The organism is Pseudoalteromonas sp. XMcav2-N (assembly GCF_024124545.1).
Taxonomy (GTDB): Bacteria; Pseudomonadota; Gammaproteobacteria; order Enterobacterales; family Alteromonadaceae; genus Pseudoalteromonas.
In genome coordinates this window covers 339,537-365,198 of sequence record NZ_JAMXSF010000004.1, presented here as the reverse complement: position 1 = coordinate 365,198, position 25,662 = coordinate 339,537, and the positions used below count along the sequence as shown (strand labels likewise).

At 49.3% G+C, this 25,662-nt stretch carries 16 protein-coding genes and 8 tRNA genes; 10 read left to right on the top strand and 14 right to left on the bottom strand.

The genetic code is table 11. The features are described from left to right. Nucleotides 1-50: 50 nt before the first annotated feature. Nucleotides 51-126, bottom strand: a tRNA-Glu gene (locus NH568_RS08030). 71 nt (nucleotides 127-197) lie between these two features. Continuing rightward, nucleotides 198-273 (bottom strand) — tRNA-Ala (locus tag NH568_RS08025). 597 nt (nucleotides 274-870) lie between these two features. Between NH568_RS08025 and NH568_RS08020 the strand changes: the two genes are divergently transcribed. The 7 genes from NH568_RS08020 (at nucleotide 871) to NH568_RS07990 (ending at nucleotide 4,387) form a co-directional block, all read left to right on the top strand. Then, nucleotides 871-946: transfer RNA gene (locus tag NH568_RS08020), tRNA-Val, on the top strand. A gap of 134 nt (nucleotides 947-1,080) precedes the next feature. After that, nucleotides 1,081-1,156: transfer RNA gene (locus NH568_RS08015), tRNA-Val, on the top strand. Between the two features lie 147 nt (nucleotides 1,157-1,303). Further along, a tRNA-Val gene (locus NH568_RS08010) sits at nucleotides 1,304-1,379 on the top strand. A 34-nt stretch (nucleotides 1,380-1,413) separates the two neighbouring features. Beyond that, nucleotides 1,414-1,489 (top strand) — tRNA-Val (locus NH568_RS08005). A gap of 27 nt (nucleotides 1,490-1,516) precedes the next feature. Beyond that, nucleotides 1,517-1,592: transfer RNA gene (locus NH568_RS08000), tRNA-Val, on the top strand. 128 nt (nucleotides 1,593-1,720) lie between these two features. Beyond that, nucleotides 1,721-1,796 (top strand) — tRNA-Val (locus NH568_RS07995). Between the two features lie 956 nt (nucleotides 1,797-2,752). Beyond that, entirely contained in the window at nucleotides 2,753-4,387 is a 1,635-nt protein-coding gene (locus NH568_RS07990; protein ID WP_253046170.1) for a response regulator, read from the top strand. Nucleotides 4,388-4,415: 28 nt separating this feature from the next. Here the strand turns inward: NH568_RS07990 and msrB are convergent, their stop codons facing one another. The 6 genes from msrB to NH568_RS07960 form a co-directional block, all read right to left on the bottom strand. Beyond that, a complete protein-coding gene (msrB, locus tag NH568_RS07985; protein WP_253046169.1) occupies nucleotides 4,416-4,871 on the bottom strand; it encodes a peptide-methionine (R)-S-oxide reductase MsrB in 456 nt (151 codons plus the stop codon). Nucleotides 4,872-5,042: 171 nt separating this feature from the next. Continuing rightward, nucleotides 5,043-5,528, bottom strand: coding sequence for a DUF2919 family protein (locus tag NH568_RS07980; RefSeq protein WP_253046168.1), 486 nt, complete (start codon nucleotides 5,526-5,528; stop codon nucleotides 5,043-5,045). Nucleotides 5,529-5,736: 208 nt separating this feature from the next. Further along, nucleotides 5,737-7,758, bottom strand: a complete 2,022-nt coding sequence (gene ligA, locus NH568_RS07975) for an NAD-dependent DNA ligase LigA (protein ID WP_253046167.1) — start codon at nucleotides 7,756-7,758, stop codon at nucleotides 5,737-5,739. Between the two features lie 81 nt (nucleotides 7,759-7,839). Next, nucleotides 7,840-8,553, bottom strand: a complete 714-nt coding sequence (zipA, locus tag NH568_RS07970; RefSeq protein WP_138552878.1) for a cell division protein ZipA — start codon at nucleotides 8,551-8,553, stop codon at nucleotides 7,840-7,842. Between the two features lie 16 nt (nucleotides 8,554-8,569). Further along, a complete protein-coding gene (locus NH568_RS07965) occupies nucleotides 8,570-11,977 on the bottom strand; it encodes an AAA family ATPase (RefSeq protein WP_253046166.1) in 3,408 nt (1,135 codons plus the stop codon). Nucleotides 11,978-12,025: 48 nt separating this feature from the next. Beyond that, the gene (locus NH568_RS07960; protein ID WP_253046165.1) at nucleotides 12,026-12,757 is read right to left on the bottom strand and encodes an RNA methyltransferase; all 732 of its coding nucleotides are present in this window, start codon (nucleotides 12,755-12,757) and stop codon (nucleotides 12,026-12,028) included. A gap of 134 nt (nucleotides 12,758-12,891) precedes the next feature. On the opposite strand from NH568_RS07960, the gene NH568_RS07955 reads away from it, so the two are divergent. After that, nucleotides 12,892-13,050 (top strand): hypothetical protein, encoded by a 159-nt coding sequence (locus NH568_RS07955; RefSeq protein WP_253046164.1) that lies wholly within the window; start codon nucleotides 12,892-12,894, stop codon nucleotides 13,048-13,050. Between the two features lie 271 nt (nucleotides 13,051-13,321). On the opposite strand, the gene NH568_RS07950 is transcribed toward NH568_RS07955, so the two are convergent. Then, entirely contained in the window at nucleotides 13,322-13,924 is a 603-nt protein-coding gene (locus tag NH568_RS07950) for a CBS domain-containing protein (protein ID WP_253046163.1), read from the bottom strand. Nucleotides 13,925-14,145: 221 nt separating this feature from the next. Next, the gene (locus NH568_RS07945) at nucleotides 14,146-14,421 is read right to left on the bottom strand and encodes a hypothetical protein (RefSeq protein WP_138552874.1); all 276 of its coding nucleotides are present in this window, start codon (nucleotides 14,419-14,421) and stop codon (nucleotides 14,146-14,148) included. 254 nt (nucleotides 14,422-14,675) lie between these two features. Between NH568_RS07945 and cysZ the strand changes: the two genes are divergently transcribed. Next, entirely contained in the window at nucleotides 14,676-15,404 is a 729-nt protein-coding gene (cysZ, locus tag NH568_RS07940) for a sulfate transporter CysZ (protein WP_138543876.1), read from the top strand. Nucleotides 15,405-15,446: 42 nt separating this feature from the next. Here cysZ and NH568_RS07935 read toward each other — a convergent pair whose 3' ends face one another. After that, nucleotides 15,447-16,976 (bottom strand): response regulator, encoded by a 1,530-nt coding sequence (locus NH568_RS07935; protein ID WP_253046162.1) that lies wholly within the window; start codon nucleotides 16,974-16,976, stop codon nucleotides 15,447-15,449. Nucleotides 16,977-17,203: 227 nt separating this feature from the next. Between NH568_RS07935 and NH568_RS07930 the strand changes: the two genes are divergently transcribed. Beyond that, nucleotides 17,204-22,684 (top strand): response regulator, encoded by a 5,481-nt coding sequence (locus NH568_RS07930; RefSeq protein ID WP_253046161.1) that lies wholly within the window; start codon nucleotides 17,204-17,206, stop codon nucleotides 22,682-22,684. Here the strand turns inward: NH568_RS07930 and NH568_RS07925 are convergent. The 3 genes from NH568_RS07925 to NH568_RS07915 all read right to left on the bottom strand — a co-directional run bounded on the left by NH568_RS07925 (nucleotide 22,670) and on the right by NH568_RS07915 (nucleotide 25,641). After that, nucleotides 22,670-23,206 (bottom strand): ATP-binding protein, encoded by a 537-nt coding sequence (locus NH568_RS07925; RefSeq protein ID WP_253046160.1) that lies wholly within the window; start codon nucleotides 23,204-23,206, stop codon nucleotides 22,670-22,672. The genes NH568_RS07930 and NH568_RS07925 overlap by 15 nt on opposite strands. Before the next feature lie 74 nt (nucleotides 23,207-23,280). Further along, nucleotides 23,281-24,789 (bottom strand): serine hydrolase, encoded by a 1,509-nt coding sequence (locus NH568_RS07920; RefSeq protein ID WP_253046159.1) that lies wholly within the window; start codon nucleotides 24,787-24,789, stop codon nucleotides 23,281-23,283. Nucleotides 24,790-24,867: 78 nt separating this feature from the next. Then, on the bottom strand, nucleotides 24,868-25,641 hold the full coding sequence (locus tag NH568_RS07915; RefSeq protein ID WP_253046158.1) for an AraC family transcriptional regulator: 774 nt from the start codon (nucleotides 25,639-25,641) through the stop codon (nucleotides 24,868-24,870). Nucleotides 25,642-25,662: the final 21 nt, after the last annotated feature.

Below are 25,662 nucleotides of genomic sequence, written 5' to 3'. Positions count from 1 at the left end.
ACTGGTTATTTAAACTCTTACCATACGAGTTTTGTACTTACTAAAGTAAGTGGCGTCCCCTAGGGGATTCGAACCCCTGTTACCGCCGTGAAAGGGCGGTGTCCTAGGCCTCTAGACGAAGGGGACACAATCATTTAGAAACAGCATTCGAAGCCAGTTCCAAATATTATATCACTAGGACATTTACGCACTGAATTTGGTGGAGCTAGGCGGGATCGAACCGCCGACCTCTTGCATGCCATGCAAGCGCTCTCCCAGCTGAGCTATAGCCCCTCACCAGTAGCAATGAAACTGTAATGCTGCATCGCTGAGTGCGGGGCGCATTCTATGCATCACAGAAAACAAAGTCAACACCTTTTCTGCAAGTTTTTTCTAACTGCTGCAAAAACACCCCAAGAGCACAGAATATAAGCGAATTAAGCGCTTCAATCAATAGAAGTGCCTGTTTTTGCTTAATTTAAAACCAGCTATTCTCGATTATGCATATCCTTGTACTTGATCTCTCAATATTTTGAACAAGGAGACACAGACTGCTACTCAATTGGACACAGATAAAAGGCCAGAGTATCCATTGGACAACTCATTTCTTTTGCAAGCGGATTCAATCTCGAAACAAATACTTTTAACTTCCCCCTGCCCACCTTCCTGTCTAAAAACAGCACTCAACATCTTCACCACCCCGCCGCTCACTTTACCTGGCGGACAATATATTGCTTAGACATATAATGAAGAGAAATACCTAAAAAATGAACACCTGAACACAAAAGAAGCATACAGATAAAAAATCAGGATTTTGTGTTGACTCCTTTGAAAGGAAACATATAATAGCGCCCCACAACGACACGGCAATGTGTCTTGTGTTTCGAATGTGGGTTGTTAGCTCAGTTGGGAGAGCATCGCCCTTACAAGGCGAGGGTCACTGGTTCAAGTCCAGTACAACCCACCACTAATTTGGTGAACTTGGTCGATGCAGCATCGCGCTCATTCTTACCAAGGCAAGGGTTCTGAATTAAAGTCAGTACAACCCACCATTAATTTGGTGAAAGTTAATATAGACATTCACATTTGAAACAGCGTATTGGGTTGTTAGCTCAGTTGGGAGAGCATCGCCCTTACAAGGCGAGGGTCACTGGTTCAAGTCCAGTACAACCCACCATAATTTGGTAAACTTGGTCGATGCAGCATCGCGCTCATTCTTACCAAGGCAAGGGTTCTGAATTAAAGTCAGTACAACCCACCATAATCTTCTTGTTTAAAAAGAAGGAAAAATTATGGCTCAATACGCAAAAGTCAGAATAGTTATGGGTTGTTAGCTCAGTTGGGAGAGCATCGCCCTTACAAGGCGAGGGTCACTGGTTCAAGTCCAGTACAACCCACCATAACTAAAACTAAACTCTGACAAAATTTTAAGATGGGTTGTTAGCTCAGTTGGGAGAGCATCGCCCTTACAAGGCGAGGGTCACTGGTTCAAGTCCAGTACAACCCACCATCTTAAAGGTTTAGTAAAAAATACTCTGGGTTGTTAGCTCAGTTGGGAGAGCATCGCCCTTACAAGGCGAGGGTCACTGGTTCAAGTCCAGTACAACCCACCATTAATTTGGTGAACAACTTGGTCGATGCAGCATCGCGCTCATTCTTACCAAGGCAAGGGTTCTGAATCAAAGTCAGTATAACCCACCATTTCTTCGGAAATACAGAGTATGTACCTGCATCTATGCATGGGTTGTTAGCTCAGTTGGGAGAGCATCGCCCTTACAAGGCGAGGGTCACTGGTTCAAGTCCAGTACAACCCACCATCACTTAAAAAATACCACAATCACTCACACTCTTTTATTTTTCGCTCTATCATCTGTGTTTTGGTCGATGCGGCATCGCACTCATTCTTACCAAGGCGAAGATTAGTAGTTCAAGTCCAGTACAACTCACCATCACTTCAAAAATATCACCAGTCACATTATTTTATATTTTGATCTATCATCCGCAATTTGGTCGATGCGGCATCGCACTCATTCTTACCAAAGCGAAGATTAGTAGTTCAAGTCCAGTACAACCCACCATCACTTAAAAAATACCACAATCACTTACACTCTTTTATTTTTCGCTCTATCATCTGTGTTTTGGTCGATGCGGCATCGCACTCATTCTTACCAAGGCGAAGATTAGTAGTTCAAGTCCAGTACAAATCACCATCACTTCAAAAATATCACCAGTCACATTATTTTATATTTTGATCTATCATCCGCAATTTGGTCGATGCGGCATCGCGCTTATTCTTATCAGGGCGAGGGTCACAGGTGTAAGTCCAGTACAACCCACCATCACTTAAAAAATACCACAATCACTCACACTCTTTTATTTTTCGCTCTATCATCTGTGTTTTGGTCGATGCGGCATCGCACTCATTCTTACCAAGGCGAAGATTAATAGTTCAAGTCCAGTACAACTCACCATCACTTCAAAAATATCACCAGTCACATTATTTTATATTTTGATCTATCATCCGCAATTTGGTCGATGCAGCATCGCGCTTATTCTTATCAGGGCGAGGGTCACAGGTGTAAGTCCAGTACAACCCACCATCACTTAAAAAATATCACCAGTCACATTATTTTATATTTTGATCTATCATCCGTAATTTGGTCGATGCGGCATCGCGCTCATTCTTACCAAGCTTTTTAATCCTTATGTTTCAAAAGAAAAGATAAACGACTAGACTAAAAGCATTCCAAATTTATTCCTTGTCCTTTACTCTATGTCTGTTCAACCCTTTGTAAATGCAAAAATTTTGATCGTGGAAGAACAGCAACTGGCGCTGAGCTACATTAAACAATCGCTGGACCAGTTGGCTTATAAAAACGTTCAGTTTGCCGAAAATGCCCAACTGGCAAAGGAAAGCTGTATCCATCATAAATTCGATTTAATTATCTGCTCGTTTGACCTAAGTAAACGTCAAAATGGTTATCAACTCTACGAAGAGCTACTCAAAAAGCGCCTGATCCGTCAAAGTACCGGGTTTATTTTTACCTCAGCCGAAACCAGCCCCGAACTGGTGCACAGTATTGTTGAATTGCAGCCTGATGACTTCCTGGTAAAGCCTTTTAGTATTAAAGAGCTCAAAGCACGCATCGAGCGTGTTTTAAAGCGTAAACGTAGTCTCAAAACCCTCTACAATCTGATTGACGACGAAAACTACTCTAAGGCACTCAAGCTTATTAACTCAGAGCTTGAAAGCGGTGAGCACGCTTACAGCCCGATATTACTTAAGCTCAAAGGTGAAACACTGCTAAAGCTTAAACATTATGATGAAGCCAAACAGTTCTACCGCTCCATGCTCGAGTTGCAAAAATTTACCTGGGCCAAGCTCGGCCTTGTAGAAACCTTGATTGCAAATAACGAAGATATTTTGGCGCAAAAAATGCTGAAATCCCTGATCGAAAAAAGTGAGACTCGCTTGGCTGCTTTGGATTTATTGTCCCGGCTTGAATTAAAGCTGAATCAGTTTGAAGAAGCACAGGTATCTTTGGTGCAGGCCTCGCAGATTGCGCCACGCAATATCGAAAGGCAAAAGTCCCTCAGTACCGTTGCGCGCATTAACCATGATTATGAGTGCAGTTACAACGCGCAAAAAGAAATTGCCAATTTTGCCCGTTTTTCGATGCATGACAGCCCTGAGGTTTATCTAAACGCCGCCCGTGCCGGAATTGATTTCGCGCTCAGCACAGATCAACATGATCAGATCACCCGCCTGACCAGGCAGACCCAGCAATACCTGAGCGATCTAAAAAAGCAGTTTCCCAATGCCAATAACCAAACTCAGATTGACGTGCTCAATGCTCGGCTACATTACCTCAAAGATGAACATACCAAAGCGCGACAACTGATGGAGCAGCTGGAAGATGAACCTCAGATCCGTTCTGTTGATGCTGCGCTGGACAAAGCGAAGGCGTTCCATGAACTGGGGTTTCAGCACAAGGCTGAGGCCCTATTTGGCCAGATAATCACACATTGCGAGCGTCATCAACAGCAAGATGACCCCACTTTTATGCACCTGCTACAGCAACAACAAGATGAGCGTCGTCATATCACAATGGGCCCCAAAGAGCTCAATAATCATGCGGTGAAACAATTCCAGAAAGGGCAGCTCGACGTCGCGCTGGAAGCCTTTACGCAGGCCTTTAGAGTGATGCCTAAAAACGCCAGCATTGCCCTGAATCTACTTCAGTGTCTTGCAGATGCGACAGGAAAGAAAGCCGCTACATTTAACTCAAACCTGGCAGCGAAGTGCTACAAAACACTAAGCACAGCTCAGCTCGAGCCTGAACAGCAGGAGCGATTCGACAAGCTACAGGCTCAATTAGAAGAAATGAATCTGGATTTCAGACCCTGATGGGATAGGAATAGCTAAGCAAAGGCTATTAATGTGTGCCCTCTTCCTGCTTTTTCAGCGCCAACGCATTCACACAGTAACGTAACCCACTCGGTTTAGGACCGTCTGGAAACACATGCCCGAGGTGTGCATCACACACATTACAGACTATCTCAACTCTGTCCATACCGTGCGATCTGTCTAGTCGGTATGCAACAGAATCTGCGCTGTGGGGCTGAGTGAAAGAAGGCCAGCCAGAGCCACTGTCAAATTTCTCATCCGCATCGAACAGGAGTTGGTCGCAACAAGCACAGTGATATTTACCTGGCGAAAAAACGCTGCAGCTTTGTGAACTGAATGGACGCTCAGTCCCGCGGTTTCGGGTGATATGAAAAACAGAAGGTTCTAATAAGGCCTGCCACTGCATCAGGTTCTTTTCAACCCGCCGGGGTGGCTGTGGGTTGCCATTATCTGCGAATTGCAGAATATCTCGCCAAGTCAACATGTCTCGTTCTCCGGTTGATGTAGAGTTACTCCATATTGGCAAACACATAAGTTTTGTCTTATTGTTATAGAGTGTCATAGGCTGATCTGGATCAGATTAGCTCTATATTTTTACGCCAGTATGAAAGCCACATTCGCCCTAATGTTTAGTTGTCAGCCCCCCAGCGTCAAGTCAATTATTTTCAGGTTCAGGCCAATCCCCAAAAAAACACGTTAAGTATCGACTTTTGAGTAAATACAAAATCACCCAGCAGACCAGTACGGCCTGAATAGCCAGATAGAAAGAGAATTGATAGTGTGCCTGGACAATTTGCATCCCCAGCCACACCAAATCTAAGCAGGCAGCGATCAGCAGTGGCCAGCGCATATGACGCCAGTAGCGGGCTAACTTAGGTGAGCTGGTTGGCCTGCGCAAAGAAAACAGCACAGTCGGGATCAAGGCCAGGCTAGCTATCATGACTGCTACAAAAAAATGCTGCTTCGAATGAAAAAACAATGACATGAGATCAAGGTCCGGACGCCAGGTCAGAGCTGACACCAACCACAAAAACAACGGTCTGAGCAACACCAGCAAGGTCAGATTAAAACCAACAGGCGTGCGATATACCCCGTATTTATCCCAGTACTCGGGCCCATACCCAGCCTGCAACTTACTCATACCACTTCTCTCATTTTATGGCGGGCTAACCTGCCCGCCTGTTGTTTATACCAATTTGCTTAATTAAGTGTTCTATTTTGAGGCGAGAAAATAAGGTCGATAACTAGGCAAAAATTTCGCTATTTAGTTGTTCTAAATGAGAGATTTTTAACACCGTTAGCGCCCTATTTGCTCCTTCAAATTGAACAGGTATTAAGTGAAATTGGTATTAGCCCTGATGTGAGTCAAGCAGTGCAATCAGTGCTGCTTCATCCAGGATATCGATCCCAAGATCCTGCGCCTTAGTTAGCTTTGACCCCGCTTTTTCGCCTGCAACCAGCGCATGAGTGTTTTTCGAGACACTGCCTGACACTTTAGCCCCGAGCGCCTGCAATCGCGCTTTAGCGTCGTTGCGGTTAAGCTGGCTCAGCGTACCCGTTAGCACATAGGTGAGGCCAGCCAGTGGCTGTTCACTTTCTGCTTTTTCAGCAATTTCAGGCCAGTGCAACCCTTGTTCAAGTAGATCACTCACCACCTTCTGGTTGTGTGGTTCACTGAAAAAAGCGTGAATATGCTGGGCAACGACGACACCCACATCACTCACTTCCTGTAGACTCTCAATGGAGGCATTCATGACCTTTTCAAGCGTCAGATAGTGATTTGCCAGGTTTTGTGCAGTCGCCTCACCCACTTCGCGGATCCCAAGCGCATATAAAAATTTAGCCAGCGTTGTTTGCTTGGCTTCTTCAAGCGCACCAACCAGATTCTTGGCCGATTTAGGCCCCATACGCTCCAGCGACTCAAAATGCCCCTGACGCAGGGTAAACAGTTCAGCAGGCGTCGTGATCAATTCCCGCTCAACCAGTTGCTCGACAATCTTGTCGCCCAGCCCATCAATATCCAGCGCCTTACGCGACGCAAAGTGTTTAATCGCTTCTTTGCGTTGTGCGCGGCACACCAGGCCACCGGTGCAACGCGCAACGGCTTCACCTTCCACACGCTCAACGTGGGAATCACATACCGGACAGGTATCCGGGAAAGTGATATCGCGGGCATCTTCAGGCCTTTTTTCCAGCACCACCTGAGTGATCTGCGGGATCACGTCACCTGCGCGTCGGATGATCACGGTATCGCCCACTTTGACACCCAGACGGTCGATTTCGTCACGGTTGTGCAAAGTCGCATTCGAGACGGTCACGCCGCCAACAAACACAGGCTCCAGCCGCGCAACCGGCGTGATGGCGCCGGTACGGCCCACCTGGAACTCCACATCCAGTAACTGCGTTAGTTCTTCCTGTGCCGGGAATTTAAATGCAATGGCCCAGCGTGGGGCACGTGCAACAAAACCCAGTTGCGCCTGAAACGGTTTATTATCAACCTTGATAACCACGCCATCAATTTCATACGGCAGCGCATCACGCTCAGCCATAATGGCTTCATAGTATTGATAAGCGGCACTGGCACCCGTTACCCGCTTTGTTTGCGGGCACATAGGCAAGCCCCAGTCTTTTAACTGCTGCAACTGCGCATAATGGGTATCAGCCAGCTCAGCGCCCTGCACTACGCCCATTGAATAGGCGTAAAACATCAGTGGACGTTTGGCGGTTATTTTAGGGTCCAGCTGACGCAGGCTGCCCGCCGCAGCGTTACGCGGGTTGGCAAAGGTTTTTTCATCACGCTGCGCTGCGGTTTCGTTCAACCGTGCAAATCCGGCCTTGTCCATAAAGACTTCACCGCGTACTTCCAGCTCAGCAGGGATATCTTCACCACGCAAACGCAGAGGAATATTACGTATGGTTTTCACGTTTTCGGTGATATTTTCACCTACCTGGCCATCACCTCGGGTTGCCGCCTGAACCAGCACCCCATCACGGTAGAGAATAGACACAGCCAGACCATCCAGCTTTGGCTCACAACAAAAATCCAGCTCGTCGTTGTGTAGCAGGCGCTCTTTAATGCGACGATTAAACGCATTGAATTCAGCTTCATCAAAGGCATTGTCCAGAGACAACATAGGGACCTGATGGGTTACCTGCTCAAATTTGCTTAGCGCAGCCCCCCCTACTTTTTGTGAGGGAGAATCCGGGGTTAGATAGTCAGGATGCTGGGTTTCCAGCTCAATCAGAGCGCGCATTACCCGGTCATATTCGGCATCGGGTACAGTAGGCTGATCCAAGACATAGTATTGGTAGTTATAACTTTCCAACTGTTGCCTTAATTCATTGATTTGTTTGCTGATAGTTTCTGACATTACAACCTCTTAATAACACAAAAAGCCACGGACCTAAGTCCGTGGCTCTGTCGCATATATGCCCGCAGGCAGTATTAACGCTTAAACGGTATATTCACGCACCTTTTCAACGTAGGCACGGGTGGTATTCACAGTGAGTGGCTCACGATTGCTGTCCAGCACACTGGCACCAAACTCATCGGCCAGCTTTTTCGCGGCGCTGTGAAGCATATTGAACGCCGCCATGCTGTCGCCTTCACACGGCAACGTCATAAACAAGCTAACGCCTCCGGTGCTGAACTGTTCCATATTATCGATATCGAATGTACCCGGGTTATACATATTCACTAATCGGAACAAGACCGGGCCATTGCCGGATGACTCAACATGGCGATTGAAAAAGCCTTCATCCGAGTACTTAAAGCCCAGACTCAATACACAAGGCAACAGCTTAGAGCCTGCCATCGTCAGGCCTTCTGGCATGTCAATGTGTAAAATAATAAAGTCCTGGGGCGCAACCTCTTGCGGTGCTTGCTGCTCAGTGTCGACCTGTTCCACCGGTGCGTCTGAGACTTCAGTATGCTCTTCAGTCGGCGTCGGCTCTTTGTCTTCATCGACGGCAGAGAAGCTCATTTCATCCAGTTGTGGTTCTTCCTCGCGCTGCGGCTGAGGCGCGGCTGCGGGTTTCTTCGTGGCTGCGGGGTTATCGGTATCCTGATTCTCTTTTTTTCTTACCGACCATAAGCCATGTATCAATAATCCACCAATGATCAGTGCACTGATCACGATTAATGCCCATCTTAATTCTGTGGCCATTGCTCACCTTTACTTATTATGCATGCGCCATTTGCACTGCTTGTTCTATGTCTACGGCAACCATACGTGAAACCCCGGGTTCCGCCATGGTTACCCCCGTCAGCCGGCCCGCCATTTCCATCGCGACCTTGTTGTGGCTGATGTAAATAAACTGCACCGTTTGCGACATTTCCTCGACCAGTCGGCAAAAACGCCCAACGTTCGCGTCATCCAGCGGTGCATCTACTTCATCCAGCATACAAAAAGGAGCCGGATTTAGTCTAAATATTGAAAATACCAATGATAATGCGGTCAGGGCTTTTTCTCCACCACTTAACAGATGAATTGTCGAGTTTTTCTTACCCGGCGGTCTTGCCATGATGGTTACACCGCTTTCTAACAGATCATCACTGGTCAATTCCAGGTAAGCACTGCCGCCGCCAAATACTTTGGGAAACAGCTCCGCCAGGTCCTGATTAACCTGATCAAAGGTAGTTTTAAAACGGCTACGTGTCTCGCGGTCTATCTTACGAATGGCCCCTTCCAGCGTCTCAAGTGCCGCGCTGAGATCCTCCAGTTGTTCATCGAGATAGCGCTTACGCTGCTGTGCCTCATCAAATTCTTCAATCGCTGCGAGGTTAACCGCCCCCAGCAAACTCAGCTGTTGCGCAATACGAGTCAGCTTGCCCTGATGACTGCTCGCCTGCGCATCTTCCGGCAGCTGCGTTAACACGTCTTTAAGTGTCTGACGAAGCTCAGTTAAAGGTTCAAGCGCAGCTTGCGCCTTCACCATCAGGCTTTGCTCCTGTAGTGCTAACTGCTGGCGTTGCTCTTTGAGCTGCGCGCTTTGTGCCTGGGCATCTTTGAGCGCCAGCTGTTTATCACTGAGTTGTTGCCTGGCGTCGCTCAACTTAGCAGCTGTATCCTGTGACGCCTGCTCCAGTTCTGTATGACGGATCAGCAGCTCTGTCTGTTGTTGCTCAAGTTCAACCCCGGGCTCCTCACTGCCGTGTAATTGTTGTTGTACCTGAGCCAAGGCTTCATTGCTCAGCTCCAGGCTTTGCGCCAGGTGACTCAGTTTAGTCTGACCCAGTTGTGCATCACTTTGCGCCTGCTGGAGTTTCATTTTGGCCTGATGGTACTGCTGCTGAATATCGCGCTGCTGCTGTTGCTGCTGCTGATGTGCCCGTTTGAGTGCTTCAAGGGAATCGTTTTGCTGATTCACCTGCTGTTGTAACTGTTCCTGTGCTTCCTCGGCTTGCCAAAGGGTCTGTTCACTCTCTTCGAGCTGAGCCACCAGCAGTTCACTTTGCTCATCCAGCTCGCGCTGATTACCCTCAAGCTGGCTGCTTTGTTGCTGCCAACTGGCTTGCTGAGCAAGTAACATATCCACCCGGGTCTGGCTGCTGGCCACCATTTTGGCCGCCTCATGGACTGCCTGTTTGTTCGCTTCGAGCTGTTGTGAACACCTTGTCACGGCAGATTCCAAAGGCGTCAGTGACGCTTCCAGCTCACTCAGCTGCGCTTCAATCTGGGGCAGCTCCGCCTGGTGAGTGCGCAGCTCGCTATAGTGCGCAAGCAAACTCCCTGACTGCACATCCCTCTCTTGCGCTTGCCAGTTGCCACCATACAAATTCCCCTCATTATCAATAGCGGCAAAGAATGGCTGACGCGCACTAAACTGACGAGCCTCTCCCAGCCATTCAATCTGATTTAAAAAGTCCGGGTAAATTTCCGATTGAATAAGGGTCGCCACACTGCCCGGCGTTTTTTCATCGACCTGAGCTGCCCAAATACGATTGACATAGTCTTGTTCGGTGATCCGAAGCGATCCAAGCCCCAGCATGGCACGCTCTACGATCGCTTCGAGGCCCGGCTCAACCCTCAGCACACTCAGTAAAGGTGAACCAGGTGCATCCTCGCTGTCACCTTGCTGAGTACGGGTGAGCTTTTCCAGCGCCTGAACCTGAGCTTGTGCCTGTCCGAGTCTGACTTGCTGTTCCTGAAGCTTTTGCTGTAATGCCGCTTTTGCCTCGCTCAGGCGCTGCAACTCAGTGCTAAGGCGCTGGTTTTCCTGTTGCGAGATGGCCATAGTATGCACCAGTTCCTGATGGGCCTTTTGTTGCTGCGTCAGCGCCTCGTCAGGGTTTTGTGTACTATGCTGCGCCAGCTGTTGCACCAGCTGTTCCTGCCGCTGTATCAGATGCTGTTGTTGTTGTGTCAGCCGTTGCACTGCCAGATGACACTGCTGTGTATGTTGGCGTGCTTTGTCCAGTGCCTGCTGTATCGCCTGATCCGCCGCTTCGTGTGCTTGCACTTGTTGCGCTTTTTCATCGATCAGTAATTCACTTTCAGCCAACTTTTCGGCACTGATCTGCGTTGCTTCCTGATGCACTTCACATTGCTCAGCAAGCTCTGCGCAATGTTGCTGTTGTTGTTCATATAGCGCCAGAGCCTGTGCAATTTCTTCGCTCAACTGAGTTTGTTTATCAGCCAATTCGCGGCGTTTTTCGCTCAGGTGGATCTTCTGCTGTTCAATGCGCGTTAACTGGGTTTGTGTGTTGTGAAGTTGCTGCTGTAATTCTGTCTGCGCATCACTGAAGTGGGTAACCTGTTGCTCAAAGGTTGCCAGCACATCGTCATGTCCGCCGTGGGCTTGCTCTAAAAAAGTCAGCTTGTCGTTTAACTTAGCTATCTGGCTGGTTTTTTCTTGCTGCTTGGTATGCAGTTCCTGCCACTTTAGCACTGCCAGCTGGCCTTTCAGGGTACGTTCCTGCGCCTTAAGATCACGATACTGAAGCGCCGCTTCGGCCTGTTTGGCCAATCTGTCGAGCTGATTTTGCAGCTCCTGACGCATGTCCAGCAGACGTTCCAGATTCTCTCTGGTGCTTTTGATCCGCGTCTGTGTTTCCCGACGGCGCTCTTTATATTTGGAGACCCCTGCAGCTTCTTCCAAAAAGATGCGTAATTCCTGCGGCTTGCTCTCTATCAGGCGCGAGATCATCCCCTGCTCAATGATGGCATAACTGCGCGGGCCCAGACCGGTGCCCAAAAAAATATCTGTGATGTCTCGTTTGCGGCATTTACTACCATTGAGAAAGTACAGTGACTGACCATCCCGAGTCACCAGCCGCTTAATTGCAACCTGAGTACGATCTGCCATAGAGCCGGGCAAACGCCCCTGAGTATTATCAAACAGCAGCTCTACAGAGGCCTGGGATACAGGCTTACGGTGGGTCGAACCATTGAAGATCACGTCCGTCATGGCATCGCCACGCAGGTTTTTGGCGGAGCTTTCTCCCAATACCCAGCGCACGGCATCAATCACGTTGGACTTGCCGCACCCGTTTGGACCAACAACACAGGTCATTGGCTCCGGGAAGGGTATTTTTGTCGGCTCAACAAAGGATTTAAAACCGGCCAGTTTAATGCTGCTCAGGCGCATAAAAACAACAGCTTAATGACAAACGCAATAGTTCAAGATCAGTCCACCTTACCCATGGCGTTTCATGTTATCAAGGATGATCCCCGTGGCCATCGCCACATTAAGCGACTCCGCGCCGCCAAAAGCGGGTATAGTGATGGGCTGATTAATATGCTCTGCCACCGCAGCGCTGATACCATGTGATTCGCTGCCCATCACCAAAATACCGCGCGTTGCAAATGAAGTAGTATGCACGCTTTGACCTTCCAGAAAAGCCCCATAAACCGGGCCATCGTAGGTCTTTAGCAATGTGCAAAGATCTGTTCTGATCACATCAACCCGCGCAAAAGAGCCCATGGTTGCGCTGATCACTTTGGGATTAAGGTGGTCAGCACATTGCTCACTGAGGACAATCTGGTTCAACCCATACCAATCCGCAACACGAATAATAGTGCCCAGATTACCAGGGTCGGATACGTCATCCAGTGCCAGAACCAATCCATTCGTGTTCAGCTCTGCCTGTGGTTCTGTCTCAGCAATGGCAATAGCCGCATTGTTACTGACCAGAGTACTGACTTTACTCAACTCAGCCTCATCGCACAACACCAGCTCATGAGGCTCCAACAAGGTCCGGTTGTCAGCAATAAAATCAGCGCAGGCAAAGATCTGTTTAACCGGTTTACCCGCATTCAGAAGTTCCTGAACATTTTTAGCCCCCTGCACCAGGTACAGGCCATGTTGTTTACGATATTTTTTTTGCGCCAGGGCGCGGAGCAGCTTTTGTTGATTTTTCGACAGCATACCTACCTCATTGGTTTACCCGCGAAGTATAACCGCAATAACACAGAAAAGGCAGAGTCATCCATCTGCTTGCTTGCCAAAGCGTCATTGCGCGCCTTAAAATAGGGACTTCTTCATACCTATAAGTTGTATTTATGTCCATTGAACTCCAGGTCATCCTGCTCAACGTCATTATTTTATGCCTGGCCTACTTTGTCATTTATCCGCGTTACGCTGGTAATGATTTAAAAAAGGTCTCGATTCAGGATTTGATAGCGACCGCCGTTTCGCTGGCTATTGTCGGCTCAGTCTAATATGACTCTGGATTATCTTTTTCTTTGGTCTTATTTGAGGTGAACTGGGCCTGGTTTACCGTGATTTCCTTTACCCTGATTGAACTGCCGTTGTGTTACTGGTATGCCAAACGTCATGGCGTTAAATTTCCAGAGTAGTACCCACTTCACTTAATACATGATCAATTTAAAGGGACAAATTGGTATAAAAAAGGCACCCTCAGGTGCCTTGGCGTTAATTTACATTAACTTTAGGAAATAAATCGGTTGGACTATGTTGGGCTGAATGGTATTACCGTTCGCTGTGGTGCAGCACAGAGACCACAATGTCGTTAAAGTGTTCAGCCGGGCGCAGCTGATTAACTGAACGACCACCTACTTTTATCAACTCCACCAGATCAAAGTAGCCACAGATCCGGCCTGTTTCAGGCGCGGTTACCAGCAAGTAATCAAGGCCATGCGCTTCCATGGTCACCAGTACATCACCAGAGCGCGCTGTACGCAGATCGGTCAGACTTATCTGTTTAAGTGTTTTAAGCGGCAGCATAACGTCGCTGGCGACAAGATCGCTGCGCTGACAGCCGCGCAACTGAGCTTCTTTTAAGATATGTCGACTGCCCAGTCGGGCCTGAGAAATGATCCCCAGCAATACGCCATCCTGAGCCACAAACATGGAGGCCACATGAGTTTTGTTCAGTACCAGCGTGGCATCATCAACACTGGTATCCGGGTCCAGATACACTGCATTCTGGTCATCCAGATTGTGCATATACTTTTGTGCCGATACCGACAGGCGATCAAGCCCACTCTCTTCAGCTGTACTCAGTAAGGGATTAGCCTGGACAGGAACATCAGCTGTCACATCAAGCGTATTCAGTCTGTTAAACGTATTCATTATTCACCTCTGTTTCGGGAATATACCAATGCGATTAAACACCTGGCCAAGCAAAGATAATTCAACTCCGGCGATAACGCGCCGGGTTTATGCGCTCTCTCTTGGTCAGGGGTATTTACGCATGGGTCATTGCCAGCCACTTGCCACAAGCAGCGCTGGCATTAAGCACATCACGGCACTGCCTATCAGGCGTGCGAAATTCAAATATAAAAATGCGTGTATTAGGCTGAAACAGGTGGGGCTCTGATCCCCTGATGATAGTAAGTAAGCGGGTGATATAAGCGGACGCTATCCGGGAAATTGCGAGCTGGCTGCACATTTTCCTGGCTGGCAGAGCCTGGCATTGGGATGTCGGAGTCGCAGTCTAGCTTATCTTCGTCAGGGTCAGATAAAAGCTCTACCAGCTGCGCAGTTTTGACTGACGCACTGTTGCCGGCGGCGTTCACTGTCAGTGACACCATCAGACACAATGCTAATAACCAAAAACGCGATTGCATGAGCAAACTCCCCGAGGACGATAATTTGAATGTATAGGCAAGCAAGTGCGGTTTCAACCAGCAAAGCGCAATAATCTGTAAATTTATTTCTCCTAACCCCAGAGTGCACCAGATCCATTTTACCGGGTTAACGGGAAACCTTTGCAAACACAATAAGATGGCAAGGCGTGCACAATTTGTTACTCAACAGACTGCCCTTTTTTATCGACCTGACCTTATAATGGGCATAGAACTTTAAATACAGAGGTATTTCAATGCAACTGACCAAAGGTATGGAGTATTTTGTCGCGGGCTTTTCCTTACTGAGCCAAAAAGGACTTAAACGCTTTGTATTTATTCCTTTGCTTATCAATGTGTTGCTATTTGGCGGCTCGTTGTTTTTCCTATATGACTGGCTGACACAAGGCTTTGCCTACCTGAATGAATTACTGCCTGACTGGCTAAGCTGGCTGGAATGGTTAATGTGGCCCATTGCCGTGCTAGTGATTTTATTCAGTTACAGCATGGTGTTTACTGTTATCACCAACTTTATTGCTGCGCCATTCAATGGCTTGTTATCCGAAAAAGTCGAACTACATCTGACCGGACAAAAAATTAACGATGATGGCTTCGCCGATTTAGTAAAAGATGTGCCGCGCATGCTGGGGCGCGAATGGAGCAAGCTGGTTTACTACCTGCCGCGTGCTATCGGCTTTTTCATCCTGCTGTGGATGCTCCCCTTCATCGGCCAGATACTCTGGGTGTTGTTTTCTTGCTGGATGTACAATGTGCAGTACAACGACTACCCCTTCGATAACCACAAAATCTCTTTCAAACAGATGAAAGACACTTTAAAAGCAAATCAGGGCTTGTCTTATGGTTTTGGGTTTGCAGTCATGGTATTAACCAGCATTCCGATTGTTAATCTGATTGTGATGCCGGCAGCGGTGTGTGGCGCAACCAAACTGTGGGTCGAGAATTACCGCACCCAATTTCGCGATTAGCCACGCGCATTTTCCTCTTGGGCACAGATGCTGCCCAAGAGGCTAGTTTGCTTTTTCTCCTAAAGGTAAACTGACCGTCACCTCAGTACCTCTTTGCTCATCGGTGTTAAATTCTATCTGGCCCTGCTGCGCTTCGGCGAGCAGTTTGGCGGTGTAAGTACCCACACCTGCTCTGTCAGGCTTACCAAAAGTCACAAATTTATCGAAAAAACGCGTTTTGACACCGTCCGGTACGGGATCAGGGTTTTGGATGATCACCGTGAGTTGCTGCTCAACAGGTTGCGCACTGATGGTGACCAACGGTTTTGTATTCACGGCTTCCAATGCGTTGGTGATAAGATTATGAAATAAGGTGTAACACAGCGCAGGCTCACCAAAAAACATCAAATCCTTAGACACCACAGTACGCAGCTGAACATTAGATTCTTCAACCAACGGGGCCAAGTCTTCCAGTACAGCTTCTATGACTTTGTGCAAAGGGTGAGTGACCGGATTGAGGCGGTACTCATTGGCTTCAATTTTTGCCAACGCGGACATACTGTCCATAGCGTGCTGAAGCCGTAAACAGCTATGCTGAATAAAGCTAAGATAACGCCTGGCACGCTCCGGGTCTTTAATGTGCCTGGCCAACATCGCCGTTGAACTGCGAATATCCGACACAGGTTTGGCAAGATTGGTCTGCGTCAGACTGTCAAACTCATCTCGCAATCTTGCATTGTCCAGCATGGCGTCTATCTGTGCGCGCATCAGACGATTCGATTCTATATTACGGCAGTGCGCTCGCACCCGGGATTTAACCACCGATGGGTTGGCCGGCTTGGTAATATAGTCGACCGCCCCCAATTCAAGCCCCCGCACAACGTGCTCAGTTTGCTCCAGCGCCGTTAGAAAAATCACGGTAATATGCTGGGTGTGGGGATCGTCTTTAAGGCGGCGGCAGACCTCCAGCCCATCCATACCCGGCATCATAATATCCAGTAAAACCAGATCGGGTTGCGGCTCTGCAGCGCAGATCTGCAATGCCTTTGCGCCGCTCAACGCCGCTTTGACTTTGTAATCTTTACGCAGTACATCACCGATGATTTTAATATTGTCTGCCACATCATCAACCACCAGCACCTGAATGGGCTGCTCTACAACGGTGTCTTCTTCGCTCATTTCTCCATGATAGGGCCTGACCGGCTTATTGAGTGCCCGGCGCAGGCGCTCCAGCATGATTTTGCTGGAAAAGGGTTTGACCACATATTCAGACACACCACATTTGATAGCCTGCAACACCTGAGATTGCTGAATGGAGGTAGCAGTCATGACAAAAGGAATCGCTGCCGTGCGTGGATTTTTTCTGACTTCTTTCAGCAAGTCGATACCCGCGAGCTTAGGCAACATCCAGTCGGCGATTATGAGGTGGATATCCTGATATTGCAGCTTATCCAGTGCGTCTGCACCATTGGGGCTCTGTAGCACATTGACTCGCCCAAGGCCCGTAACAATGTTGGCCACCATAGAACGAATGGTTTCGTGCGCCTCAACAACCAGGATAGTCATAGTGGTTACTGCACTGCCATTATCCATTCTTCTCTCCTAAAGCTCATTACCTCACCATGAGGCTTGGCACAGTTAAGGTGTTGCAAGGTCAGAAAATTTATTTGCTATTATTGTGCACATGTTTCTAATATCTGTCTAACATTTGTACAACGACTCAATGGACCAGCCAACAGGCCAACGCTATGCCAGTCACTTCTGTCTCATGCACGACCCGACCACCGCGCAGGGGGTTAGCACTCACTGTTAGTTTAGCGGTGAAATGGCTCTTATGTGCTTTATTCGCACAAAAAGTGCTGGCTACCACCCTCAAGATTGAAAATATCGCCACCTATAACGGCTTGAATACGCCGCAGATCTACGCCGTGAGCAAAGATCAGCAAGGGTTTATGTGGTTTGGCAGCGCCGATGGCATTAAGCGCTACGATGGCTATCAGTTCAGTAATTTTAAACATATCCCGGACGACCCCAGCTCACTGTCTGCAGACAGTGTCAGTGTGTTACTGTTTGATAGCCGTGGCCGTTTATGGGCCGGTACCTGGGGCGGTGGCCTGAATCTGTTTTTAGGCGCACAGCAAGGGTTTAAGCATTTTCGCCATGACCCCAACAACCCGCAGTCTCTGGGGGCGGACAAAGTGCAGGCCCTGTTCGAAAGTCAGGATGGCAGCCTGTGGGTTGGCACCAATGGCGGTGGACTCAATCGCCTCAACACAGATGGCAGCGGGTTTGAGCGTTTTGTCCATGACCCGGACAACCCAACGAGTCTGGGCAACAACCGGGTGTGGAGTATTGCCGAAGCGCAGGATGGTGCTATCTGGTGTGCAACCTCAGACGGGCTTTACCGACTTGACCGCCAAACTGGCCAGTTCAGCGCATTTAAGGTTGCCCCGCAGTCGCTGGATCATCCGGAAGTCCGGCAAGTCTCCGTTGCAGCCGATGGCCGACTCTGGGTGGCCACCCGTACCAGCTTTGGCCGTTTTGACCCGGCTACTGAACGTTTTCATACCTATCAGCTCCATGATCACAGCCTGCCCAGTGTATCCAGCCTGCTGCACCATCAGGGCGATATTCTGCTGTCGACCTTTGCCGGTATCTACCGCTTTTCTCCATTACAGGAGAAATTTATACCCACAGCACAGGACGGCAAACTGGCATTACTGCAAAACCGTGATGTTCGCCAGGTGTTAATTGATCAGACCGGACTGATGTGGGCCGCAACGCGCTATTCCGGCGTCATAAAAGTGTTTCCTCATCCACCCGCCTTTAAAGCCTGGCATCACTTTTTGGCAGGCCAGCAGCTCTCCGGGCTATTCAATCAAGTACTCAGTATGGCTCAGGCCATTGAAGGCGGTGTTTGGCTGGGTACCGGTCGTGGCTTAGTGCATTTTGATGGTCACGGGCAATTTACCCCGTTCGCTTCACCCGAGGAGCTAACCGGCGACTATCGCCTCAGAGTCCACCACCTCAACCGGGATGGTGAAGGTCAGCTGTATGCAGGCACCAACTTTGGTCTGTTTATGGTCGATGAACTTAATCGCACTTTAACTCCCTTTATGCCAGCCGGAGTGCGAGAGGGCTCACCCGTCGATTATATCAATTTTGATGCTCAGGGGTGGTTGTGGCTGATCATAGCTGGTGAACGCAGAGTCACACGCTGGCACCCACCAAGCGGCGAAGTACAATACTTCCTGCCCAATACGGATCCGACTTTTGTGCTGTTCGACAGTGATGATCAAGTCTGGATAGGCAGCGATGGGGATGGCCTGTTTCGCCTCAGCCCGGACTTAACGCAAACACATCACTACCTGCCCGATAATACTCCCACCAGTCTGGATGGCCGTCACATTAATCAGGGCATTCAGAGTGGTCGTTACCTCTGGTTTGCCAGCAATAATGGAATAACCCGTTATACACTGGATGGTGGGCAGTTTAAGCGTTTTAGTAACACCACATCACAAGCCAATTTCGCGGTGAAATCCATTGTCGCCGATGAACTGGGATTATTGTGGCTGGCAACCTCTGGCGGCGTCTTTCAACTTGATCCGCTCAGTGGGATCTTTCATCAGTTCACAACCCATGACGGACTGGGCAACAACCACTTTCTGGCGCGCTCGTTTGTCACCTATGATGAACAGATCCTGTTTGGCAGCATAGATGGCATCACCGGGTTTAATCCACTCACGGTCTACGTCAATATTTCCCCGCCGCAACTGGTTTTTACCCATGCTGAGCGCGATGGGGAGCGAATTAACAAACTCGATAGTGGTATTGAGTTTACACATAGGGACAGAAACCTGACCGTCTACTTTGCCGCGCTCGATTACCATGCCACAGAAGATAACCGCTATCGCTATAAGTTGCTGGGGCACGATGCACAGTGGAGCACAATCACAGATACCCCCCGTGCCAGTTACCGCTCACTTGAGCCTGGCGAATATGTACTGCAGGTTGTGGGGAGCAATAATCATGGTGTCTGGAATGATACGCCCATTGGCTTACCAGTCATTTCTCTGCCCGCCTGGTATGAAACCCTGTGGTTTAAAGTGCTGCTACCTGCTGCGCTCATCATCTCGATAGTGACCATAGTGCATATCAGGGAGCGCAGGCTGCGCCTGGCCAGCTTGAAGCTGGAGCAAAAGGTCGCACAACGCACTCAGGATCTGGTGGTGTTAGGCGAAGTGGGTAAAGAAGTGGCGGCAACCTACGACATGAAAGTTATTTGCGAAACCATTTATCAGCACCTCAAGCAAACCCTGCCCTGTGAGTTTTGTGCGGTGGGCATTTATCAGCAAGATCAGCAGTACATAGACTATATATACGCCGTGCAGGATGAAGAGCCGTTTTCAGCGCTAATAAGCAAACTGAACACCAGCCGGGGCGCCGATGTGTATTGTGTCAGAGAAGCCATTCAGGTTTATGCTGCCAGCCCGCAAGACTGGCAAAAACTGGCGTTAGATGCCGCTGACAACCTTCATGGCACTGCCACACAAACTGTATTTTGTGCTCCGCTGATAGTCGATGGCGAAGTACTGGGCGTGTTTACCCTGCAATTTAACCATGAGCACGCGCTGACCCGGGCACAGCGCGCAATATTACGTGTCGTTGCCAATCACCTCGCTGTGGCTCTGGCCAATTCCCTGTCCTATGGCGAACTCAAAGAAGCTGAACAGCGGCTGGAGCTGGCAATGTCAGGTGCCAATGCCGGCACCTGGGAATGGGATATCAGTAGTGGACAGCTGATCACTAACGATGTCTGGTCAGAAATGCTGGGCTACCAGTGCGATGAGCTGGAACAGTTGTACGGTCCCAGCATTGCACGCTGGCACCAGCTCATTCACCCGGACGACCTCAGCACCACCGAAGACGCATTACTGGCCCATGCGCGCGGCGACAGCGACACCTTTCGCCATGAAATGCGCATGAAATGTGCCGATGGCAGCTGGAAGTGGATCCTCAGTATTGGTCGCAGTGTGGTCGCCAAACATGGTCCGGGTGGTAAGGAAGTGTTTGGTATTCATATGGATATCAGCGACGCCAAAGCGCTGCAAGTGGCGCTGCAAAAAGCCAAAGATAAAGCCGAAAGCGCCACCCAGGCCAAGTCCGACTTTTTATCCAATATGTCCCATGAAATTCGCACGCCCATGAACGCCATCATAGGCATGAGTTACCTGGCCCTGCAAACCGCTTTGGATCGTCAGCAGCGCAATTATGTGGAGAAAATCAATCGCAGTGCCGAGTCGCTCCTTGGGATCATCAACGACATTCTCGATTTTTCTAAAATTGAAGCGGGCCGGCTCGATATTGAAGCCATCGAGTTTGATCTGGAAGAAACCCTGACTCAGAGCATAGACCTTTTGGCCATCAAAGCACGGGAAAAGGACATTGAGCTTTGTGTGATGCTGGATCCCGGGATCCCGGCACGTCTGGTAGGCGATCCGCTGCGGATCTCACAGATATTATTAAACTTAGGCAGTAATGCGATTAAGTTCACCGATAAAGGCGGTGATGTGATCATAGATGTGTCGCCCCAGGCAGGCGACAAAGATACCCTCACACTGGCATTTGCGGTCATAGATACCGGCATTGGCATGACCGATGAACAGCAGCAGAAACTCTTTAAATCCTTTAGCCAGGCGGATACCTCAACGACGCGTAAATACGGGGGAACGGGTCTGGGGCTGGCGATTTGTAAAAAGCTGGTGGAACTGATGGGTGGCCAGATCAGCTGCCAGAGTATTGCCGGTGAAGGCAGTACCTTTGCTTTTGATATCGTCGTGAAATTGTGTGACAACGGCGATACCCGTTTACCTGAGTTGTCCGTGCAGCACGCAGTGATCCTGGATGACAATCAGTACGCTGCAACCACACTTAAACGCTACCTGCATGTTTTTGGGATCAGCGCGGAGGCCGTCAGCCGGGACACCTTTGTCCCTGATGCATCAATCATCATAAGTGCCCAGTGTATTCTGGCGGACAGTCGTAGTCTGGATATCTTACCCGACTCACTGCGCGCAAAACTCCCCGTCATCCTGTTAAATCATGGCGGGGATATGACACAAAGCGAGGTCAGTTATACCCTGTCAAAGCCGGTTTTCCCCAAGCCACTTGCCGCCTGTCTGCTTAGCCTGTTTGGCGATCCAAGCACCTGCGAGCAACACGATACGAGTGCCGACGAACACCCCAACTCTGTCGCGGGCGCACATTTACTGTTGGTTGAAGATAACGACCTTAATCAGGAGCTGGCCATTGCCTTATTAGAAAAAAATGGCATTGAGGTTGATGTAGCTGAGCATGGCCAACAGGCGCTGGAAATGCTGCACCAGCGTGACTACGATGGTGTGCTCATGGACTGCCAGATGCCGGTAATGGACGGCTACAGTGCAACCGAAGCCATCCGCCAGCACCCCAGATGGCAGGACCTCCCGGTAATCGCCATGACCGCCAGTGTGATGCTGGATAATCGTCAAAAAGCGCTGGAATGCGGCATGAACGACATCATTGAAAAACCCCTGAACCCACGCAAAATGTTTGCCACGCTGGCCCGCTGGATAACCCCGGCCCAGCCAGCAAATATATCCTCCACCAGCGAACGTCTGCCTTCAGTAACACCAGATGAACTCGGGAACTTACCGGCGATTACCGGGCTGGATACCCAGGCAGGACTGGCCATCAGTGAAGGCGACACAGCCCTGTACAAAAAGTTGCTGATGCGTTTTTGTGACAAACAGGCGCAATTCGCACACGCCTTCACCGACGCGCAAGCACAGACAGATGTTGATCCACAGGGACCGATGCGGTGTGCCCATACGCTCAAAGGCAGCGCTGGTAATGTTGGGGCAGTCCAGGTGGCGCAGCTGGCCGCTGAATTAGAAACCGCCTGTGCTAACAATGCACCTGTACAACCCGTATTGGATGAGCTATTGATCAGCCTGACGGCACTTATTGATGCACTTAAGCTGTCATTGAATGAGCTGCAAGCCCGTGAACACAGCAACGAAACAAGTCTCCCAGCAAACGCACATCAGGATATTGATATTGCGGCCTTACTCGCGGAGCTCAAAGGCATGATCAGTGATTCTGATATGGATGCCAGCGACCGGGCTGAAACGCTGCTCGAGGCGCTCAGCGGGACCTCCCAGCAAGCATTGGCAGAGCAACTGTTTACCCAGATTGAGGATTTTGATTTTGATGGTGCAGGTGAAACTTTGTCGCAGCTTTCATCCTCACAGGACGCCTGAGCCGCTGACATTCGTTACCTGCACTAAAGTCAGGTTTTCACTTGCTTCAGGTGCTTCAAAATACTGGCTAACCTGATAAAACACCGCTTCGTTATCAAACTGTGCTCGCGCTGGCTGTTCAATACGGCGTTTGGCCAATTGTGCCAGGCACTGTGTATCACTGACATCCAGATAGTAAAGCTGATGTTCAGCCTGTACCGCTTCGCTCAACTCAACAAACCAGGCGCGTTGCCGCCGGGTGTTCGCCGGAAAGTCCATCACCACATTCAGACCTAGTTGCAACAGGCTTTGTACATGGGCTTTGATAAAGGGTTTGATTAGCCGGGATTTCTCGATGTAATCATCGAAGGTATTGATTTGGCCCGGATAATGCGCTGCCAGCCAGTCATCCTCAGACAACACAACCGCCTGATGGTCTTGCGCCAGCTGGCGCGACAGGGTGGATTTACCAGCCCCCATCTTGCCGCATAAATAATAGAGTGTGCCGTGTTGTGCCACTGCGCCGTCCTTGTGTAATGTCATCGAAAGGTCAGTTTTAACACATTACACACTTGGGTCAACTACTGTGGCAGTGAACCACAACACGCTCGTTTTGACTACTGACGCTGATAAACCCGACCAGCCCATTCCAGGCTGACAGGTTTCCCTTGCGCATTCAGTTTAAATTCGACAGGCTGAGGTTGAGCAAACGGCACATCATAGAGCGCAAACCGAGCTTGAGTAGCTGGCTTGAGCGTAAAGCGATAGTCAAAACTGTGCCCGCTCAGGTGGTCCTTGTTTACTTTCAAAGTCAGATCGAGGTAAGCATTGTCGCCGCGATAGTGTCCGGCATAGTTTGCTAGCTCTTTTTTTGAAGGCGTATAACGCCACTGCTGCCAGTGTTCAGCGTGCTCGGCATCATTCAGACGTTGTTGACGTCGATTAAGCAGTTTGGCGACTTTGTCCTGATAGGTGCTCAGATTTTCCCGCTCAGCGGCTTTATATTCAGGTGCATCCAGCAAATACAACAAATACTGCTTAATCGTCTGAATGGTATAACGGCCAGTCATATTGTCTGAGTTCGAAAAAGTCGCCAACCCTATTTTTAGCTCTGGCACAATGGCCATCAAAGAACGTGAGCCGGTATAGCCACCACCATGGATCAGCACAGAGTAACCTTTAAAGGTGCAGATATTCCATCCAAGTGAATAACCTTGACAGGGGATCCGGTAAACATTGCGCGCTTGTGGGTCAAGCGCTACCGCCTGCTGATGTGACAGCGCCAGATCCGCTGCAGAAATATAGCCCTGACCCGCGGACAAATTCAGTTGCAACCATTTTGCTATGTCTGAGGTAGAAGTGACTATCCCACCTGCAGAGTGCATCATTGCATCAGTTTTAGGCGGTACCGGTTTCCACCCTGCTTCACTTCCCTGCCAGATATGATTCCAGGCAACCTCGTCAGTCGCAAAGTCTGATGTACGGGCTGAACTGTGTGGCATATTAAATGGCTTAAACAGCACTTTTGCCAGCCAGTCCTGCCAGCTGCGACCAGTTACCTGTTGTAAGATTGCCCCGTAAATATTGTACCCAAGGTTGTCATACTCAAATCCGTCATCGCGTTTTTTGCCATACTGTTTGATAAGCCACGGATAGTCATCGACCGCCACTTCCGTCATATAGGCCTCCATTTCAGTTACAAAATCCGCACTGACAGGTACCTGGTGAGAGAGCAAATCAATTAAACGCCACTGTTTGGCATCTACACCTTCGGGAAAACTGTTGGCAGGCCAAAACTGACTAAGAGGTGCGTACAGATCAAGCACCTTTTGACGATGCAGGTGAGCGGCAACCAGCCCCATATAGGCTTTTGTCTGAGAAGCAATGTAAAGCGGTGTCTGTGGCGTGACAGGCAAATTGGTACCTGCCCTGCGCTTCCCCCATACTTTATTGAGCAGTACCTTATCCTGATTAACCACCACCATACCAAATCCCGGTCCAAGCTCCGGTGTACGCTCGATATAATCGGCAATATAATCTGCAGCCTGTTGCGGTGTGGCTGCCAATGCAGAGAGAGGATTCAGCGTCAGTGCACAAGCCAAAGTAAGTAGTGCGTGTAATTTCATAATGATTTCCGGATGGTTATTGTTGTGTGCATATCCTAGCTTGCTGATTTAGCACTGTATTGAACAGATTTAACCTGCTTAGCTCTGAAACAGCTTTTGAAGTTTACCGGGTGACAGACCTAACCTGCTCGTCATAGCTCTGCTCATATGACTCTGATCGGAAAAACCGGCATGAAATGCGCTATCGCTCAGGGGCAGACCTTGAGTCATCGAGCGCAGTGCTTTACTCAGCTGCAGCTGTTGTTGATATGCACTGGCAGAAATATGAAAGTACTTTTTAAATGCACGGGAAAAGTACACCGGATGGATCCCTTGCTGTGTTGCCAGTTCGCTAAGTGACACTGGCTGTTCAGCCTCTTCCAGCAACTTTTTAGCTCGCACCAGCCAGTCGGGTCGCTGCCGCTCTCTGACGGTATGTTGAGGGATACCACATTCACTCAGTGTGTCCCAGAAAAGGTCGTGCAACGTATCTAACTGACCATGATACAACGCCTGTAAATAAGAAGCCTGCCCTGCCCGGGGGCCTGCCGTCAGCCGAGACTGCCACTGATATCGAGGTGAAGTTAATTTATCAAACCGGGTAAGCAGCTCAGGTGACAAGGAAAACGAGAAGATCAGCGTACCCTGAGCACCGTATTGATCGCTGTGCAAAATATGCTGCGGCTTAAAACATAATCCCGGCGTTGCTATATCGAAAGCCGACTGCTCAGTTTGCTCACGCAAACCACCACTGAGCAGCACGGATAACTGTGCATGATCATGTCGATGTGCAGGCATCATGCTGCCTGGCGCATAATAGCTCAGCGTTGCTTTTAGCTGAGGAGACACAGTGTGCTGCAGTAGTCTTGTCATCAGTTACTCCTTTGCTGCTGA